At 56.8% G+C, this 18,901-nt stretch carries 16 protein-coding genes and 1 tRNA gene; 10 read left to right on the top strand and 7 right to left on the bottom strand.

Annotated features, from left to right (window positions below):
• Positions 1–9: 9 nt before the first annotated feature.
• Genes Q1B27_RS19320 through Q1B27_RS19330 form a run of 3 tightly spaced genes read right to left on the bottom strand, consistent with a single transcriptional unit; the run spans position 10 to position 3,429 of the window.
• Positions 10–1,371 carry a glutamine synthetase family protein gene (locus Q1B27_RS19320; RefSeq protein ID WP_299850087.1) on the bottom strand — a complete coding sequence of 454 codons (1,362 nt, stop codon included), beginning with the start codon at positions 1,369–1,371 and terminating at the stop codon, positions 10–12.
• Between the two features lie 3 nt (positions 1,372–1,374).
• Complete coding sequence (locus Q1B27_RS19325; protein ID WP_299850089.1) at positions 1,375–2,055, bottom strand: type 1 glutamine amidotransferase; 681 nt, start codon at positions 2,053–2,055, stop codon at positions 1,375–1,377.
• 57 nt (positions 2,056–2,112) lie between these two features.
• On the bottom strand, positions 2,113–3,429 hold the full coding sequence (locus Q1B27_RS19330) for a glutamine synthetase family protein (protein WP_299850091.1): 1,317 nt from the start codon (positions 3,427–3,429) through the stop codon (positions 2,113–2,115).
• A gap of 255 nt (positions 3,430–3,684) precedes the next feature.
• Here Q1B27_RS19330 and Q1B27_RS19335 point away from each other — a divergent pair, with 255 nt between their 5' ends.
• On the top strand, positions 3,685–3,972 hold the full coding sequence (locus tag Q1B27_RS19335; protein ID WP_299850093.1) for a hypothetical protein: 288 nt from the start codon (positions 3,685–3,687) through the stop codon (positions 3,970–3,972).
• A gap of 551 nt (positions 3,973–4,523) precedes the next feature.
• Here the strand turns inward: Q1B27_RS19335 and Q1B27_RS19340 are convergent.
• Together Q1B27_RS19340 and Q1B27_RS19345 are read right to left on the bottom strand one after the other, a co-directional pair.
• Positions 4,524–4,598, bottom strand: a tRNA-Gln gene (locus Q1B27_RS19340).
• 108 nt (positions 4,599–4,706) lie between these two features.
• A complete protein-coding gene (locus Q1B27_RS19345; RefSeq protein WP_299850095.1) occupies positions 4,707–5,201 on the bottom strand; it encodes an SH3 domain-containing protein in 495 nt (164 codons plus the stop codon).
• A gap of 113 nt (positions 5,202–5,314) precedes the next feature.
• Here Q1B27_RS19345 and Q1B27_RS19350 point away from each other — a divergent pair, with 113 nt between their 5' ends.
• Positions 5,315–6,301: a D-glycerate dehydrogenase gene (locus tag Q1B27_RS19350; protein WP_299850097.1), complete on the top strand. Its 987-nt coding sequence runs from the start codon at positions 5,315–5,317 to the stop codon at positions 6,299–6,301.
• Between the two features lie 166 nt (positions 6,302–6,467).
• On the opposite strand, the gene Q1B27_RS19355 is transcribed toward Q1B27_RS19350, so the two are convergent.
• Together Q1B27_RS19355 and Q1B27_RS19360 are read right to left on the bottom strand one after the other, a co-directional pair.
• On the bottom strand, positions 6,468–7,043 hold the full coding sequence (locus Q1B27_RS19355) for a bifunctional 2-polyprenyl-6-hydroxyphenol methylase/3-demethylubiquinol 3-O-methyltransferase UbiG (protein ID WP_299850099.1): 576 nt from the start codon (positions 7,041–7,043) through the stop codon (positions 6,468–6,470).
• Positions 7,044–7,281: 238 nt separating this feature from the next.
• Positions 7,282–8,205 (bottom strand): LysR family transcriptional regulator, encoded by a 924-nt coding sequence (locus Q1B27_RS19360; RefSeq protein ID WP_299850101.1) that lies wholly within the window; start codon positions 8,203–8,205, stop codon positions 7,282–7,284.
• Positions 8,206–8,654: 449 nt separating this feature from the next.
• On the opposite strand from Q1B27_RS19360, the gene Q1B27_RS19365 reads away from it, so the two are divergent.
• The 8 genes from Q1B27_RS19365 to Q1B27_RS19400 all read left to right on the top strand — a co-directional run bounded on the left by Q1B27_RS19365 (position 8,655) and on the right by Q1B27_RS19400 (position 18,900).
• A complete protein-coding gene (locus Q1B27_RS19365) occupies positions 8,655–12,944 on the top strand; it encodes a spondin domain-containing protein (protein WP_299850104.1) in 4,290 nt (1,429 codons plus the stop codon).
• Positions 12,945–13,555: 611 nt separating this feature from the next.
• The gene (locus Q1B27_RS19370) at positions 13,556–14,800 is read left to right on the top strand and encodes a site-specific integrase (protein WP_299850106.1); all 1,245 of its coding nucleotides are present in this window, start codon (positions 13,556–13,558) and stop codon (positions 14,798–14,800) included.
• Positions 14,797–15,549, top strand: coding sequence for a hypothetical protein (locus Q1B27_RS19375; RefSeq protein ID WP_299850107.1), 753 nt, complete (start codon positions 14,797–14,799; stop codon positions 15,547–15,549). Before Q1B27_RS19370 ends, Q1B27_RS19375 begins: the two co-directional genes overlap by 4 nt.
• 101 nt (positions 15,550–15,650) lie before the next feature.
• Positions 15,651–15,836: a helix-turn-helix domain-containing protein gene (locus tag Q1B27_RS19380; protein ID WP_299850109.1), complete on the top strand. Its 186-nt coding sequence runs from the start codon at positions 15,651–15,653 to the stop codon at positions 15,834–15,836.
• A 103-nt stretch (positions 15,837–15,939) separates the two neighbouring features.
• On the top strand, positions 15,940–16,107 hold the full coding sequence (locus Q1B27_RS19385) for a hypothetical protein (protein ID WP_299850111.1): 168 nt from the start codon (positions 15,940–15,942) through the stop codon (positions 16,105–16,107).
• On the top strand, positions 16,107–16,493 hold the full coding sequence (locus tag Q1B27_RS19390) for a hypothetical protein (RefSeq protein WP_299850113.1): 387 nt from the start codon (positions 16,107–16,109) through the stop codon (positions 16,491–16,493). Before Q1B27_RS19385 ends, Q1B27_RS19390 begins: the two co-directional genes overlap by 1 nt.
• A complete protein-coding gene (locus Q1B27_RS19395) occupies positions 16,493–17,368 on the top strand; it encodes a hypothetical protein (RefSeq protein ID WP_299850115.1) in 876 nt (291 codons plus the stop codon). The genes Q1B27_RS19390 and Q1B27_RS19395 overlap by 1 nt, the downstream gene beginning before the upstream one ends.
• A complete protein-coding gene (locus Q1B27_RS19400) occupies positions 17,368–18,900 on the top strand; it encodes a YfjI family protein (protein WP_299850117.1) in 1,533 nt (510 codons plus the stop codon). Before Q1B27_RS19395 ends, Q1B27_RS19400 begins: the two co-directional genes overlap by 1 nt.
• Position 18,901: the final 1 nt, after the last annotated feature.

An 18,901-nucleotide genomic window follows, 5' to 3' on the forward strand; every position in this document is an offset into this window, starting at 1 on the left:
GGCCCCGGATCAGACGTTCATCAGCAGATGTTCACGTTCCCAAGGGCTGATGACTTGCAGGAATTCATCATATTCGGCGCGTTTCACGATCGAATAGACGCGGGCGAATTCCGGGCCAAGGACCTGATGCAGCTCGGTCGCCTCGTCGAAAAGATCAAGCGCGTCGCCCAGAACCTGCGGGATTTCCGAGTCGCCCGCATAGGCATCGCCCTTGAACTGCTTGTCGGGCCGCGTCTCGTTCATCATGCCCAGAAGGCCGCAGGCGAGGCTGGCGGCAATGGCCAGATAGGGGTTGCAATCCATCCCTGCCAGTCGGTTCTCGACGCGCCGCGCCTTGGGTCCGGACAGCGGCACGCGGATGCCGGTGGTACGGTTGTCACGCGCCCAGGCCAGGTTGATGGGGGCTGCGTTGTCTTTGACATAGCGACGGTAGGAATTCACATAGGGCGCCTGCACGGCGATGGCCGATGGCATGTGTTTCTGCAAGCCGCCGATGAAATTATAGAAGGCATCGGTTTCACCGCCTTGGGGACCGGAAAAGATGTTCTCACCGGTCTTGATGTCGAGGATCGAGTGGTGAATGTGCATCGCCGATCCGGGTTCTTCCGCGATGGGTTTGGCCATGAATGTGGCAAAGGCGTTGTGGCGTAGCGCGGCCTCGCGGATCAGGCGTTTGAAATAGAATACTTCGTCTGCCAGTTTGACCGGATCGCCATGCAGCAGGTTAATCTCCAACTGCCCGGCACCACCTTCCTGGGTGATGCCGTCGATTTCGAACCCCTGCGCCTCGGCGAAGTCGTAAATGTCGTCGATCACCGGGCCGAATTCGTCCACGGCGGTCATCGAATAGGCCTGACGCGCGGCGGCGGGGCGGCCCGATCGGCCCATCATCGGTTTGATCTCATGCGCGGGGTCGATATTGGGCGCGACGATGAAAAACTCCATCTCGGGTGCGACCACGGCTTTCAATCCGCGTTCTGCATAGAGGTCGACGACACGTTTCAGCACGTTGCGCGGGCTGCACGCGATCGGGTTGCCGTTGCGGTCCTCGGCATCATGGATCACCTGCAGGGTCCAGTCGCCGGTCCAGGGGGCCGCGGTGGCCGTGGTGAAATCCGGGCGCAGGATCATGTCTTTTTCGATAAAGCCTTCTTCTTCGTCAGCGGCCTCGCCCCAGTCGCCGGTGATGGTCTGGTAGAAGATCGAATCCGGCAGGTGGAAATAATCCTGCTTGGCGAATTTCGACGCGGGAACCGCCTTGCCGCGGGCGATGCCGGGCAGGTCCGAGACGATGCATTCGACCTCGTCCAGGCGGCGGCCTTCAAGATAGGTTTTGGCCGCTTGCGGCAGGTTGTCTTTCCAGTCGGCCATGTCTCAGGCTCCTTGTTTGAAGAATTCGGCCACGCGGGTGGCGATTTTGTCGCTGTCTATGGGGCTGTCCAGCTTGGTTTTTGCGTTTTCGATCAGGTCATCGGGCACCACGCCACGTCCGCGCGTATCCAGCAATTGTCCGACCATATGCGAGGTGAATTCGGGGTGGGGCTGGATGGTGTAGATGCGGTTGTCATAAACGAGCGCCGCATTTTCGCAGAAATCCGACGAGCCGATCACCTTGGCCCCAGGTGGCAATTCGGTGACCTGGTCCTGATGCCAGGCGTTGATTGCCATATCCTCGCCTTCGATCTTGTATGTGGTGTGACCCACCGACCAGCCGCCACCGAATTTCTCGACTTTGCCGCCAAGCGCCTGGGCGACGATCTGATGGCCAAAGCAAACCCCCACCAGTGGGCGGCTGGTCGCATAGATGTCGCGAATGAGCTGTTCCAGCGGCGGGATCCAGTCGTGATCCTCATACGCGCCGTGTTTCGAGCCGGTGATCAGCCAGCCATCCGCGGCTTTGGGACCTTCGGGGAATTCGCCGTCAACCACGTTGTAACCTGTAAATTCAAACCCATGACCGCGCAGCATATGGGCAAAGACTGCATCGTAATCGCCGCCGAAATCCTGCTCGAATTCGGGAATGGCGTGGCCGGTGATGAGGATGCCGATTTTCATCTCGTGTTCTCTTGATTTGATCAAATTATGGATGCCGTGGTGTGACGTGGGGCGAGGTTAAACCGTTTCCAGATAGGTTTTCCAGTGTTCGTCCTCGGGGATGGCCGACATCAAACGCAATTCCTGTCGTTTGGTCATCACCAGATTTCGGATCATCCCGGGCGAGAATATGCGGGCCACCATCGGATCGGTCTCGAACCGGTCAATGGCGGTTTTCCAGTCCGGCGCCAGTTGCGGCAGGTCCTGCTCATAGGCGTTGCCGGTCAGCGGGGCAGGGGGCGTCATGCCGTCCTCTATGCCCGTGATCGCCGCGCCAAGGATGGCGGAAAAGATCAGGTAGGGGGTGATGTCGCCCCCGGCGACGCGATGTTCGATCCGGCGGGCCACTGGCGGTCCCCCCGGAATGCGGATCGCGGCGGTCCGGTTTTCATAGGCCCAGCCAGCCCCGGTGGGGGCATGCGCGCCGGGCACCAGACGGGTGTAGCTGTTGGCGTGGGGCGCGAATATGAGCGTCGAGCCGGGCATCGCCGCAACGCAGCCCGCCACGGCGGCGCGCATCAGGTCGGTGCCCGCATCGCCGCCATCGTCAAAGATATTCCGGCCCTCGGCGTCCAACACCGAAAAATGCAGGTGCATGCCATTGCCCGCATCATCGGCAAAGGGTTTGGCCATGAAGCTGGCAGCAAAGCCATGTTGGCGCGCAAGCCCTTTTATCAATGTCTTGAAGGCCCAGGTATCATCGGCGGCGCGCAGGGCGTTCTGATGATTTAGGGTAATCTCGAACTGGCCGATCCCGGCTTCGCTGGTGGCGGTCTGGGCCGGGATGCCCATGTCCTGACAGCCCTGGTAGAGCGCGCTGAGAAACGGATCGAACGCGTCCATCTGCGCCAGCGACAGCACGCCAGGTGCGGTCAGGCGGCGGCCATTGCGCGGGTCGCGCACGGTCTCCAGCGTATCGCCGCTGTCATCAACAAGGGTAAACTCAAGCTCGGTCGCGGCGACCACCTGCCAACCACGCGCGGCAAAGCGATCCAGTACCGAAACCAGCGCGTGACGCGGATCGCCCTCGAACGGGGTGCCATCATCGTAATGCATGACCATCGGCACCAGCGGCTGATCGACCGCCAGCCACGGCACCGGCATCGGGCCGCGATCGGTCGGCATCAGGATGCCATCGGCGTCACCGGTTTCAAACACCAGCGGACTGCCGTCGATATCGGCCCCGAAAATATCGACATTGAGCGCGGAAAGCGGCATCCTGACCGAGCCTTTGGCAAGCTTTGATGCGTAATCTCCGGGCACGCGTTTGCCCCGCATACGGCCATTGAGGTCGCAGGCAGCGACACGAAAAGTCTGGTACTGGCTGAGGTCCATCGGGACACCTATGAGAAAGATTTGCGGCAGGATAGAGGGTTTCTGATCGCTTGCCAATATAATTTGATCAAATTATTTGAAGCCACCGCGGTGTACACAGTTGCAATTGTGTACGCGAAAAGTTGCAACTCTCTGGTTCGGCCGGGCCTTGTCGGCGTCAGGTGATTGGGGCGCGAATTTCGTGATTTATACACCGCGTGCTATCTTCGGGGGTGGTCTGTTGGGTGGCCAAAAACAAACTTGGGGAAATAAAAAATGTTTATGCGAGTAACACACTACAAAATGAAACCGAATTCGATTGTCGCGGCAAAGGCGATGGTTGCTCAGATGCAAGAGCAGATCATGGGGATGCCGGGGATGCTGCGATTTACGAATTCGATCAATGACGATGGATCAGGATGTGTCGTGGCCTTGGTTGAAAGCAAGGCGCTGTCGGACGCCAATGCGGGGCGCGTGGCCGAGGCCTGGGCCGCATTCAGCGATCACCTTGACGGGGCGCCCGAACCGCGCGGGTTTGAGGTGTTTGCAGACTGGAGCAACTGAGCGGGTCCGATGGGGCCATTTGGAATATGATTGCGACCCCTGAATGATCTGCCTTCAGGGCAGCGCGCGCAAATATTGTTTGAAACATCAAGGATATCGGTGCGGGCAGGGCAGGCACTCGCGCCAGAGAGGTCGTCTGGAGAGTTCGAGGCGCAGGTGATTTAAGCACCTGATCGACAGGCTTTTTAGGGCCTTCGGTGCTCAATCTGGCGCCGTCCATTGAATTGTAAAACAGGATGGGGTCATAGCAACCACGAGGCGCCGCCGCATGGCTCGCAACGAACGTCACCGAGAGCAAGGTGTCGAACGGCGCTGACTCTCAATTCAGGCATCCCGAGTTTTTTCAACTGAGTGCGTTGGCAACGGTTGCATCGCAACCCTCTGCCTCCCGGCTTCGCGTATCGCGGAAATCGGCTTTCCAGTCGAATGGGCCATCAGCGGCCTGTTCCCCGAAACATTTGCGTCTGCCTGGATCAACCTCTGCCACAACCCACGGAAACCACGCAGTTATTTGACCGCGCGTCTGGTATCACAGGTTTTCTGGAAGTGGTTGGCTGGGGTGGTAGGATTCGAACCTACGATCTCCTGTACCAAAAACAGTTGCCCTACCGCTAGGCCACACCCCAATCGTGACGTGCTAGTTACTCTGGACTTTGGTCCGGTTCAAGAGTGGAAAACGAAAAAATTGGCCGAAAAGAAGTGATCGCCATCGGGCCGCGCGGAAACCGGCGGGATCAGTCGAGAATTTCGTCTGGCTCAACCCCCCAAAGCCGGGCTTTCGGGGCCCAGCCCTTGTATCCGGCGGCCGACAGGCGGCACCAGCTCTGGCCGCATTCCATGACGCGGGCGATCACGCCGAGTTCCAGCCGGGCGACGATCATTGACTGCTGGTCCGGTTGGGATAGCAGTTCAAGCATGTCATGTTCGATGATTGCCGTACGCGCGCCGGACAGTAGCGAATAGTGAATCCAGCCGCCAACGCCATCGCGGTCCCGCACCCGCCGCCAGTGACCATGCTCGGCGGTGATCTCAAGCGGGACGTCCTTGCGTTTGAACACCCAGTCGATGCGGTGGGTCAGGCTGGGGCCGCGCCGCACATTGCCTTCGCTTGCCTTCAGCGACACATATCGCGGCAGTGGCAGATTGGTGACCGGCCCCCGATCCTGCGCCTGGGCCACGGCGCTGACACAAAATACCAGCGCCACAGCACAAAAAAACAACGATTTCATTACCTATGTCCGATTTCTGCTCAAACATTTTCGCCGGGGTTCTTGTGCCCCGACCTTTCCTGCGTCACTCTGGCATCAACGCGCCAAAATTGCAAAGGACAAGGAGGGGCTGAATGCCATCTGGACGTCTGAGTGTTGTCGTAACGCGACGCCTGCCCGAACCTGTAGAGAACCGCCTGGGGGAGCTTTTCGATGTCACCCTGCGGGACAGCGACGAACCGATGAGCCGGGCGGAGCTGACCCAGGCCGTGAAGTCGGCCGATGTACTGGTGCCGACACTGAGCGACCGGATTGATGCCGGGGTGATCGCGCAGGCCGGCGACCAGTTGAAGCTGATCGCCAACTATGGCGCGGGTGTGGACCATATCGACGTTCACACCGCGCGTCAGCATGGTATCCTGGTGTCGAACACGCCCGGTGTGTCGGCAGATGATACTGCTGACATGACCATGGGGCTGATCCTGGCGGTGACCCGGCGGATGTCGGAAGGGCTTGCCGTGATGCAAAAGGGTGATTGGGATGGCTGGGCACCCACCGCCTTGCTGGGCGGGCGGATTGCCGGGCGCCGACTTGGCATTCTGGGCATGGGCCGGATTGGTCAGGCCGTGGCGCGCCGGGCGGCGGCCTTTGGCATGCAGATCCATTATCACAACCGCAAGCGCCTGCGCCCCGAGACCGAGGAAGATTTCGGTGCGACCTATTGGGAAAGCCTGGATCAGATGGTGGCACGGATGGATGTGATCAGCATCAACTGCCCGCACACGCCCTCGACCTTCCATCTGATGAATGCGCGGCGCCTGAAGCTGATAAAATCCGATGCGGTGATCGTGAACACGTCACGCGGCGAGGTGATTGATGAAAATGCCCTCACCCGTGCGCTGCGCACCGGCGAGATCGCGGGGGCCGGCCTTGATGTCTATGAACATGGCGCCGAGATCAATCCGCGGCTGCGGGCGTTGGAAAATGTTGTGCTGCTGCCGCATATGGGATCGGCCACGATTGAGGGGCGGCTTGAGATGGGTGAGAAGGTGATCTTGAACATCAAGACCTTCGATGACGGCCACCGCCCCCCTGATCAGGTCGTGCCTGCGATGCTGTAGCGGCAGCGATCGCCCCTTTCAGACGATCCCACCCGCCCTCCCTGACCGTCTTCAAGGGGCGATTTGTGATGACCTGAGGACATCGCGTTGGCCCCGCGTAGATCGGCGCGCGCCCTTTCAGCACAGGCTGAAGGAGGCGGTATGTGGTTTGAGGCGCAAGTGCATCTCAAAACCGATGGGCGAACAAGTAACCGCGCTTTGAGAGCGTAATTTCCCAGTCGGACTGATGACTTGAAATCAGCCTTTCAAATTCATCGATGTTCGACGCTTCGTCCGCGATCAGCAGCCAGCCATTTTCGACAACATGCATGAGCAACTGCGCCAAGACCGACAATCGCGCTTCTTTGGTCAGCATGTGCAAGGTGCGATCTATCAGAATGACATCAAACGTGCCTTCGGGCTGGTAGGCCGTGATGTCGGCGACAACGCCCTCCACGGCCAGGTTTTCCGTGATCGCAGCAGCGATGAGATCTTGGATCCCATTGGGAGAGAGGTCTACCCCGACGACTTTGTGACCCTGCCGGGCGATGAATAACGCATCCCGGCCTTGCCCGCATCCAACATCCAGAACCCGGCAACCGGTGCGCTCAATCTGATTGAAAAATTCGACGAACACCCGGGTGGGTTTCCCTAGCGCATCCGGCGTCTTGCCATAGAGTTTGTCGTAATCGAAGGTCATGAAAGCGCCGATAGTAGATATGGTTGCAGAAGGCCAAGTGAAATATTCTGTGAGCGGCGCCAAGTCCCGGTCACATGTATCAAATGCCCCGACAACCCGGCCAAATCTTGCGCCCATGTGAGGCAAAATGGATCAGACGGGTGCGCCAGTAACCGCGTGCCAGATCAGATCAAACGACGTCCTGGTCCTTGATCTCAGTGAAGATGCAATGCCTGTGATTACGCGGAGGCCAGGGCGGTAAGGTTGCTGCAATGATCGGGCACGTCATTCTAGATTTCCATCGCAATGTCGTTGATGATCTTTAAGGACTGGTTGCTTGCTTCACCACATTTGTAAGGAACGAAACAGTTGCCCGCATGCGAGCGACATCTCTCAATTCGCGGCGCATGAGTATCCAGAGTTCGGCCTTGGGGGCAAATTTTTGCGGGAAAATGTGATGCAGGTTCATCGCTGGGGAAATCATGTAGCTGGGCAGGGCTCCGATACCGATACCGTCCCGCACCGCGTTGAGCAGAACCTGCATGTTGTCAGTACGCAGGACCCGCCGCGGCACGGGCAGCAGCCGTTCCAGCTCGATTTCCTGGGGGAGCTTTCCACGGCCGACCGTCAATTCCACAAACTGGTGGTCCCGCAGGTTGTCTATTGTCCTGGGTATGGGGTTTTGCTTGAAATACCTCTTTTGCGCATAAAGGCCAAAGGTGACGGTGTTGATACGACGCCCCAAAACGGATGCCTGCAGCGGATCGCCTATTCGGATCGCGATGTCGGCATCACGCTGGATCAGGTCCAGCTTACTGGCACCGATCCGAAGTTCGAGGTCGATACCGGGGTGCAGAACCCGAAATTTTGGCAGGCTGCGCGCGATTATCGTCACGCCCAAGCCTTCGGGGGCCGCCACGACCACCTTGCCCGACATCTGCTGACCATCCTCGCGCAAGGCTTGGGACATGCCAATCGCTTCACGTTCGATATTCTGAATATGGTTTAAAACCAGCTCACCTGCTGCGGTCATCGTGGTTCCGGCGGTCGTGCGTTCGACCAATTGAACACCCAGTGATGTTTCCAGATCTTTCAGTTTCCGGCTGATCGTTGGCTGGCTTTCCCCAAGCTGCTTTGCCGCTTCGGAAACACTGCCAACCCGGGCAACCGAGAGAAAGTAGCGATACAAATCCCAATTCTGTAGCAGGATTTCTTTTTGGGATTCGGGTGAGGTGGCGCTGTTCATCAGTGACCTGCTGATTTTGAAAAAGAATGGCTTTGGCACCAGCGCTGTGTCGCCTGGGGGCGGAAACAGACCAAGAAATGCGTGCCTTTGATGCAGGAAGGCGCACACGAAACCGGCCTCAATTCGTAACATTTTTGTGTATGAATAAAACTGGGCATACCGTGTTATTCGCTCCGGATTTTCAAGCAACTTATCAAATTTATGAATACATGTCATTCACGTACTTCTGTACCCGTTTGACTGCTTCTCTTCTAGGTCGATGTCCAGAAAGGGCGAATGGCGCCTTTCTTACCGAGTAAGCGGGGCGACCGAAATGTCAGAACATCTCGTTGCAGCGATCATTGCGTCGCGCATTGGAGCATCCGAGACCTGGATGGTTCCTGATGGCACCGGTGTTCTTCATTTTGCCCTGTCCCAGATACCAATCGACTGAAGAAAAGGAACGAACCATGTCTTTCTCTCGTTTAGCGAATTTGGGGCAAATCCCCAGTCTCGAAGCTAATTTCAGATCAACATCAGCCCTGACATCCCCCCAGGCCGTGAACTTTCAGGAAACCATCGCAAGCAGTGTGGACGGTCAACGTTTCACTGTTGGCAGTGACGAAGAAATACTGACGGATGGCGTGCCGGCTTTCGTGTTCGGCAATGATGATGTCACGCTGCGCAACAACGGCGAGATCTCCTCGGCCGGGGCAAATGCGATTGAGGTCGACGGTGATGACGTGCGGGTCGGTAACAGCCCCGGCGCAAAAATCAACTCTGACCAAACGGCCGTTCAAGTGTCGGGCGAAGATGCAGCCGTCACCAATTCCGGCACGATCACCGGCGCGGTGAATGCGGTCAATTTCGTCAATAACGGCGATTCCGGTGGCTTCCTGTCAAACCGTGGCACCATCAGTTCAGACAGCCGGGCGGTGAACATTGGCGGCGAGAACACCAATATCAGAAACTTTGGTGAGATTGTCGGCACTGACGATCAGCGTAATGGCACGATCTATACCAATGGCACTGCCGATGATTTTCGGATTCTGAACCAGGATAGTGGCGTGATTGATGCAGGCGAAGGCAATAATGGTGCCGGGATCGCGTTGCAGATCGGTGACGAAGCGGGCGAAGAAGTTGATGGCGTAATTCGCAACCGCGGTGACATTCAGGGACGCGGCCAGGATGCCGCCGATCAGGGAACCGCCGGTGACGGAATCCGCGTTTTTGCCGGGGCGGAGAATACCACATTTGACGGTAATATCTTTAACAGGGGCACGATTTCGTCTGAAGGCAAGGCCGGCGCGGTGGCTGGCATTCGCATTTCCGATGGTGTGAGTTTCGATGGCAATATCGGCAACGGCCGTGAAGGTGTGATCGAAGGGGCGAATAATGGTCTTTACTTTGGCACCGGCGACCATGATGCCCGCGTTAACAACCGTGGGGTCATCAGCTCGGACAGCCGCGCGGTCAATATTGATGGCTCAGGAGTGGAGATCAGAAACTCGGGCGATATCATCGGTACGGGTGATCAGCGCAATGGCACCGTTTATGCAGACAGCACCGCCGAAGATTATATCATCAGAAACTTCGATAAGGGCCGTATCGACGCGGGTGAAGGCAACAACGGATCGGGCGTATCCCTGCAAACCGGTAACGAAGATGGGGACGTTGTTGACGGCGCTGTCTTTAACCGAGGCGAGATCCTGGGTCGCGGCGATGCAGAGGAAGGCAACACGGTTGGTGATGGTGTGCGGATCTTCTCGAATGTCGAAGGTGCCACGTTTGAGGGCAACATTGGCAACAGAGGTGTTATTGCCGGGTCAGAAGACAGTGCTGCCGCTGTGGGTATTCGCATCGAAGATGGCGTGACGCTTGGCGGTATTATTTCCAACCGGGGTACGATCAGCGGTCTGGAGACGGCAATTGACGCAAGCGATGCCGGTGGGTCTGTCAAAGTCGTCAATCGTGGCGTGATTGATGGCAAGGTTGTCCTGTCGGATGGCGATGACGGTTTCATTGGCACGCGCAGCAGTGACGGGGTCGAGCTGGTTGGCGGGCTTGGCAATGACGACCTGCGAGGCGGGTCCGGCATTGATACCGTGCGCTATGACGATCAGGACGTACCTGTGACGGTCAATCTGGCCGATGGTTTTGCCGAGCGTGAAACCGGGTTCACGGTCACTGTCGATGACGCCCCCCTGGCGTCTTTGACGACCGGACAATCGCCTGAGCAGTTGCTGGAACAGGCGCTGGCAAACAACCTTTACTACAACATCCATACGAACGACTTTAATGGCGGTGAAATTCGTGGCCAGTTGATTGTCCAATCGGATGAAAACGTCGACGGTGTGCGTGTCATTACGCTGCAGGCGTCGCTGGACAGCGCCCAAGAACCTGGCCCGCTATCCGACAGTGCCGCCACTGGCGAAGGAACGGTTATCATTCGCGTGGACGGCAACGGTATTACCTACAGTTCGTCCTTGTTGGTCACCGGGTTGGCGACTTCCGACCTGTTGCCCGTGGCAGGTGTCAGCGCGATCCATCTGCACAATGCACCTGCGGGTCAGAACGGTCCGGTGATCACCGATATCGTTCAGGATGCTGGCGGTGACACGACCGGTATTGCATTGTCGCCAGAGGCTGACAGCGGCGATGGCAATGTCTTTGACGAAGCGGTTGAACGGGATACCCTTACCGGCATCGAGAATGTTGTAGGGTCGAATGACGCGGACACGATCACCGGCAATTCCGGCGCGAACCGCCTGCAAGGTCTGGGCGATGACGACCTGCTGTCAGGTGGTCGTGGTAACGATACCCTGGAAGGTGGCGATGGCGATGACATCCTGTTGGGCGGTGGCGGCACCGACGTTATTGACGGCGGCGCAGGTAACGACACCAACAGCTTTGCCAACATCAACGCCACGGCGGCAAATCCTGCGCTTGCCGGGGTCAATGTCACGCTGAATGCCGATGGCAGCGGCACCGCTGACTATATTGCAGGCGGTGTCAGCGGTAACCCGATCATTTCCGAGCAGTTCCAGAACATTGAGAACATCACAGGCTCGCAGAACGATGACACCATCATCGCAACGGGTGCCGCCGCCAACACGATTGACGGTGGCGCGGGCGATGATTTCATTGCTGGCGGCGGTGGTACGGACATTCTGGATGGCGGTGCAGGAAGTGACACCAACAGTTTCCAGGGCATCGGCGCCGACGTTATCGCCGATCTTGGTTCGGGCAGTGCTGCCTATCAGCCTGCGCCCAGTGTCACGGTGTTCGAGAACTTTTCGAATTTCGAGAACCTGGACGGGTCGACCAATGATGACCAACTGTTCGGTGATGGCGGTGCCAATGTCCTGACGGGCAATGACGGTAATGACCTGCTTGCGGGGCGTGGTGGCGATGATGTGCTGGAGGGCGGCCAGGGCGATGACGTGCTTCGCGGTGGCGGCGGCAATGACAGCGTCGACGGTGGCGACGGGATCGACACGGTCGATTTCTCGGACATCGGCGTGGGCGTCAACGTCAACCTGAAGACCGGAAACGCCAGTTATGACGTCAACGGGATTACCGTTCAAGATCAGATCAAGAATGTTGAAAACATCACCGGGTCGGCACAGGCAGATCGGCTGATCGGTGACAGCGGCGACAACCTGATTGCCGGTGGTGCCGGGGACGATGTGATCCTGGGTGGGGCCGGAAACGATATCCTGCGCGGGGATGCCGTGGGCGATGGCGAGGCCATCACCGTTACGGTGACCAATACGCTGGATGAAGGCGGTACGTTCCTGACCCCGCTGTGGTTCGGGTTCCACGGCGGTTCCAACTTTGATCTGTTCAATGCTGGTGAAGCAGCAAGCCTTGGGCTTGAACGGCTGGCCGAGGATGGTTCGATCGAAGGGATCGCGGCTGAGTTCAGCGCGCAAACCGGCCTAAACGGCGTTGATGCCACGATCATCGGCGGGGCAGGAGCACCTGGCCCAATCGATCCGGGTGAAACCGCTTCGTTCACACTGAACGTCAATGCGGATGATGTCGGGCAGGGCTTCTTTACCTGGGCAACGATGGTGATCCCGTCGAACGATGCCTTTCTTGCGGCCCCGGATGATGCCTTAGCCGATCGGATCTTTGACGAAGATGGCAATTTCATCGGGCCAATCACGATCGAGCGCTTTGGCCGTGATGTTCTGGATGCGGGGACCGAGGTCAACAACGAGGAGGGCGCAGCATTCCTCAACCAGACCGCTCGTGTTCAGGGTATTGCAGAAAACGGCGTGGTTGGTCTGCATCCGGGTTTCAACGGGTCAGAAGGCAATCCCAATGGTGAGCCAGAGAATGTTCTGGGGGGCACAACTGCTGCCGGAACGATCATCGACCCGGTTGAGGGTGATTTCACCCGCAATGGCGGCAATGAGCAACTGCTTGAAATCGTGATTGACCGCGTTGCCGGTTCGGATGACGTCCTTGTCGGCGGCGCTGGTGACGACATCCTTGATGGTGGACGTGGCAACGATAAGCTGGAAGGGGGCATCGGGGCTGATACGTTCCTCTTTGCCCAGGACAGTGGCATCGACGTCATAACTGATTTCGAAGCTGGTCTGGATGTTCTCGACTTTACGGCGACCGGTGTCGGTGAACTGAATGCTGTTCAGGACGGTGCCGATGTACTGATTGATCTGGGGGAGGGTAACACCGTCACTCTGATTGATACCCAGATTGCTGATCTCAGCGACGAAAACGCATTGTTCTGAGAAATCTGCCGGGGCGGCGCAGGTCGCCCCGCTTTTCCGCCAGGGTTTCTGTGAATTCAAAAACACGTGCCCAGGTTCCGGCCAGCTTCATTCCTGGCGGTCGACGATAAAGACGATTTGACATGTTTGTTGCCGGAAGAGCAGATCCCATCCGCTTATCGACCGGGCCTGGTTCTCACTGCAAAAAATTAGGTGATCCAACCAAGCGGATCCTCCTTTGAGCTTGTCCAAGTAAAGCCAGAATCCAGTGATTTGCGTGGGACTTTCCCAGAAAGCCAAAGCATACATGGGTTTGGAGGGGAGGTTGATAGATGGATTTACTGTCGCAAAAATCAATTACTTAGTTGATATTAAAAAATAGTTTTTGATTTAATGGTGCCCCCACACGGACTCGAACCGCGGACCTACTGATTACAAATCAGTTTTCATCCAGATTCCTGAATTTGTCCGTGCTTGTCCATGTTTATCGTTTCGTATCTGAATTTTAAGAAAAATTCTCTTTAAAATAATGATCTTGTGGCTTGTCCCCCAATCAGGAATTGTCTACAGTTGTCCGTAACCATCCACCATAAGCCAGTCATTTTTGTCCCCCATATGTCCCCCAATTAGATATGCGTAAGAGACTCACAGACCGCTTCCTGGAAACGATCAAACCATCTGAGGGTGGCCGCGTGACGTATTCGGACACGTTGAGACCTGGCTTGCAATTAAGGGTGGGTATGCGGAAAGCGTCCTGGGTATACGAAAAAAGGGTGAAGGGTGGCCCTAAACGAAAACACACTCTCGGGGCATATTGCACCTGGACTACATCAGGCCAGCGCATACCTGTGCAGGTTGGTCTTAGCGCAGCCCGTGAGCGCGCTCTCGAAATCGAGCTGGAAGCGGGGCAGGGCGTTGACCGTGTAGAATTGGCCGAGCGTACCAGACTTGCCGAAGAGCGGGCTGTTGCAATCAGGATGACCGTTTCCGAAGTACTCGACATTTATGAACGATTGAAGCTTTCAACACTTCGAACAGGTCAGGAGCGCGCAAGAGAGCTCCGCAAGGTCTTGTCGGATCATCCGCACTTACCAGCCAACGATTTAACCAAGGCGAACCTGCAAGCCATTGTTGATGAGAAGGCTGCGGCGGGTAAGTTTGTTTATGCAAATCGTCTGCGTGCATATCTCCGTGCATTTACGCATTGGGCATCACGCCGCGACTACCTGAAAGAAGATGTGGGTTTTGATCTGGAGGGCACTGGTAGAGAAAAGGCGCGCGACCGTGTGTTGTCGATGGATGAAGCCCGCCGCATATATCAGGTAACGTTCGAACTTGGCCCGCTTTGGGGGCCGATGTTTCGGTTGTTAATTCTAACTGGTCAGAGGCGGGGTGAAATTGCAACGCTGCGTTGGTCGAATGTGGATCTGAAGGCCCATCAACTGACGTTGCCAGGTTCGCAGACCAAGGATGGAAAGCCACACATTACGCATTTGTCTGATCCGGCCCAATCAGAACTCGAAGAATTATCAGGTGGTCGCGACGGTTCCGAATTCGTCTTCACCACTACCGGGAAAACGCCATCGTCTGGCATTTCCAAAGCAAAGCGAAACCTGGACAAGTTGCTTGGGGATGATGTTGCGCATTGGCGATTGCACGACTTGCGTAGAGCAATGGCGACAGCGTTAGCCGGGGCAGGGGTGCCCGAAGGAGTTGTCGACCGCATACAGAGCCACTCCGCGTCGGGCAGTGCGCCTAGTGCTGTTGCGCGCGTTTACCAACAGTCAGACCTGCTACCCCAACGTGCCGCTGCGCTGGATCGGTGGGCGGAGATGGTGACGGGTGTAGAAGTGAATGTGGTGAGACTATCTCAATGAATCACGAATACGAAAATCTACGGAACAAGCTGCGGCAATTCATGCATTTTTTGGGCGAACCAGGCGAGTTAGCTTTACCGGTGCAAAATCTAGAAGACTTGCTTCTTGAAAAGCGTCTAGGCGTAAACTGGTTTCCCACTTCGAGAACCTTTCCGCAAGGCGCATACGTATGCTCAGAGGATGCTGGACACGAGCTGTTAAGGCTAGCCTGGCAAGAGGAGAATGCTGCAGCCTGGCGATTGGCGCGTAAGATATTGGCGCATAGGATTGCCCTACGTGAAGACGTACCAGAAGGTTTGCTGACATTTGCTGCTCTTTATTTTGCAGATCAAATAAGCGCTCCCAAGCCTCTGCGTAGAGATAGCACGTGGAGCAAGCGTTTCTTGACTTATTTCCTTTGTGTTATTGCACAAATTGAATTCGCTTCAGAAATCGAAGCCAAAAAGCTGAGTATGACGAAGTCTTCGACTTCCAAGCCTGAAAATGAAAAACCGGAAAGTGTTTGTGATGCCGTAGCGGATGTTCTGAGTGATTGGAAAATCACTGCGAGCTACCGTTCGGTTCAACAAATTTGGAATGCAAGCGCCGAGCGAGACAAACAAATCCGGGCAGACATGAAAGAGTATGTTTCGGCGATGCTTCAAAGCTATGAGAGCGACCCCATTGCGTTTCTGTCAAGTTCGGTTGATTGGATGTACCCCGAGGAACTTTCAAAACCCGGCTTTCCATTCATGCCGGAAGAAAAATAATAGTTCCGTTACGACATACGTTTGGCTCTCATCCAAAATCCCCTCGTGTCCACATGAAGCAGGGGAAACGGTCCCCTGCATAGAGCGGAAGCGGAGGGACTATGACCAAGCGTTTCTACAAAATCACCGAGGCCGTAGACTACAGCGGCCTTAGCCGAAGCACTCTCTACGAGGCTCACAAGAACGGCCACCTAAACTTCACCAAATTCGGCGGAGCCACCCGTATCGAGAAAACTGACCTTGACGCCTATCTCGATGCAACCGGTGTCAAAGTTGAAGCCGCCTAAATGAAAACCCCCATCCGACAGGCGAACAGGGGCATTTTCTTAGGGTGTGTGGTGCACCTAGAATACCGTTTCTGCGTCTGTCCTGCAAGAAGGATTGAGCAGGATGACAATCACCAAAGCAAAGTCACCTACCAACATGATCCGCACCACGCGGGTTACGGACGTTATACCAGCGATAGATTTACAGGCGCGTCGTATTCGCTGGACCACGGGCGTGTCCGAGGCGACCGCCCGCAATATTGCACTCCTCGCATTTGGGGAGTGCATGTAATGAATGCCAAACACAAATATATCGCCGACACTCACAAACGCGCCGCCCGCTGCATGGTCTATGCCTTGACCATCGGCGGGTATGACGCATGGGAGGCTGCCTCAGCAGTTTGGGCGGCACGCCTGACAGAAGAAGAAAGGGCCGCGTTGAGTTTCGCGGCCTTGAAGTCCCTCCAAACTGATCAGGCCAGAATGGTTGTGGAAGCGGTGTTTGCTGAAGGTGATACGCCGTTGCCTCCGTTGCTGTCCTCTGCGGACGAGGCTGCCCATTGGGCTTCTTGGGCCGGGTATTCGGATATCAAGGCCTGCACCCTCGCCGGGTTCAACCGCCTCTCAGCAAATGACCAGTCCGCGTTTCTCAACCACGTTCAGCGGAGGGCTGCGTAATGACAGTTTATGCCGCTAGCCCCATAAAACGCCGTCGCGCTACCAAAGCCGAAATGGACGAACGTGCTGCGTTCCTGATCGACTATGCAAATCAACACGGTCCCGTCACGAGCCGGGGCCTGTACTACCAAGCCGAGGTTGCCGGTATTCCCGGCATCGACAAGACCGAACGCGGGTACTCGAAAGTTCAGCGTCAGGTTCTGCAACTTCGTCGAGCTGGTAAATTGGGTTATGATAAAGTCGCTGATGCAACAAGGTACATGCGCAAACCCACCACCTTCGATGGCTGGGAGAACGCGTTGCAAGAAACGGCCCGGTTGTATCGAAAGAACTTATGGTCAGATTCTGGTGAAGAAGTTGAAATCTGGATTGAAAAATCCGCCTTGGCTGGCGTGATCTTCCCAGTTACCGCTGAATACGACGTACCCTTGATGCCCAGCGGTGGTTTTACATCGGAGACCTTCGCCCATGAAGCAGTTGCGCGACTGGCAGGCACCGGGCGAAAACTTATAGTCTATAGCCTGTATGACTTTGACCGATCTGGATCGGATGCGACCAGATCACTTCAGGAAAAGGTTGAACGCTTCGGTGCCGATTATGGTGTGCCCGTTTCGTTCAATGCTCTGGGTTTAACCTACGAGCAGGTTCTGGATCTAGGCTTGCCAACCAGGGCACCTAAGCGCGGCACTATGGCTGACAAACGCTGGCCCTATGACTGTGCCGCTGAACTGGACGCAATCCCACCCGACACTCTCAGGGCCATGGTGCGTGGTGCAATTGAGCGTCATCTGCCCGCTGGCGAACTGGCATACCTCAAGGAGATTGAGAATGCCGAACGCGCCACCCTGTTGGATTTCATTGGGAGGGCAGCGTAATGACGTCCTTTTCCAAAATTGATGCTGCCTGCCGGGAGAATGGTATGACCTTTGGCCTGAATGGGCACAATACCCAGCCGGAAGGGCCACAACCGCTCCTTCGGGAGACGCCATCGGGCCAACCCTACCCAGCAGAAGCACTGGGGCCAATCAAGTCCACCGTGGAGGCAGTGCGGGCAAGCACCGGCGCGCCGCTGGCAATCCCGGCCCAAAGCGCGCTGTCAGTTGCTTCACTGGCTGTGCAAGGCTTTGCGAATGTGGAGACCCTGGCAGGTTTTGCCCCTACTTCACTGTATGCCCTGACCATTGCCAGAAGCGGCGAGCGCAAGTCGAGTTGCGACCGCCAGTTTATGCAAGCGCTTCGCGAGCATGAACGTGAACGCGAGGCCGACCGCCGGGAAGCCATGACCACATGGCAGAACGACGTTGCACTGTGGCGGCAGTCCCGTGATGCGATAACCGGCAGCATGAAAAAGAAGGGTGGCGACCGGAACGCGGCCAGGGCTGATCTGGCTGCGCTTGGTGGGGAACCGTCTGCACCACCGTCCCAATCCCGTACCGCCACCGAGCCAACTTTTGAGGGTCTGACCAAGCTTTTTATCGAGGGACAGCCTTCCCAAGGTCTCTTTTCCGATGAGGGCGGACAGTTCCTCGGTGGTCACGGCATGAACTCCGACAACAAGCAAAAGACGCTGGCCGGGTTAAACAGCCTGTGGGATGGCTCTCCCATTCGACGAACGCGCGCCGGAGATGGGGCGACAACGCTTTACGGCAAGCGGCTGGCCCTGCACCTGATGGTGCAGCCAGAGGTGGCGCAGGGCGTCATGTCAGATGCGTTGGCGGGGGGTATCGGTTTTTTACCTCGCTGCCTGATTTGTGAACCGGCCAGCACAATCGGTACGCGGCTGTCATCCGTGCTGCGTTTTGATACGGCTCCGGTTGATGCCTTCGCGGCTCGACTTTCAGCAATCCTGACGCGCGCCATGCCAATGCGCGATCCAGAAACCCGCGAATTGGACCCGCGCGGCCTGCATCTGTCATCCGCCGCGCGCAGCTTGCTTATCGAGTTCTCTGACCATGTTGAGCGGGAGCAGGCACACGGCGGCGAATTCAGCATCATCACAGGCTATGCGTCAAAAGCGCAGGAGCAGGCCGCGCGAATTGCCGGGGTGCTGACCCTCTGGGCTGACCTTGACGCTGCAGAGGTGCAACCCGACACGATGGCCAATGCGATCACTCTGGCCGAATACTACTTGAGCGAAGCAGCGCGACTGGCGGATGGAGCCATGATACCGCCAGACATTGCCCAGGCTGAAAAGCTGCGCTGCTGGTTGTTGGATGGCTGGAACGAAGACGAAGTATTGCCGGGGGACATTCTGCAATACGGACCGAACAGTCTGCGTAACCGCAAGGCCGCAGGTCACGCCATATCGACATTGGTTCAGGCAGGTTGGCTGGTGCCGTTGAATGCCGGAGCGGTGGTGCGGGGCAAGACCCGCCGAGAAGCCTACAGCGTGCAGAAAGGGGGCTAAA

Origin of the sequence: uncultured Roseovarius sp. (assembly GCF_947489715.1) — a bacterium.
Taxonomy (GTDB): Bacteria; Pseudomonadota; Alphaproteobacteria; order Rhodobacterales; family Rhodobacteraceae; genus Roseovarius.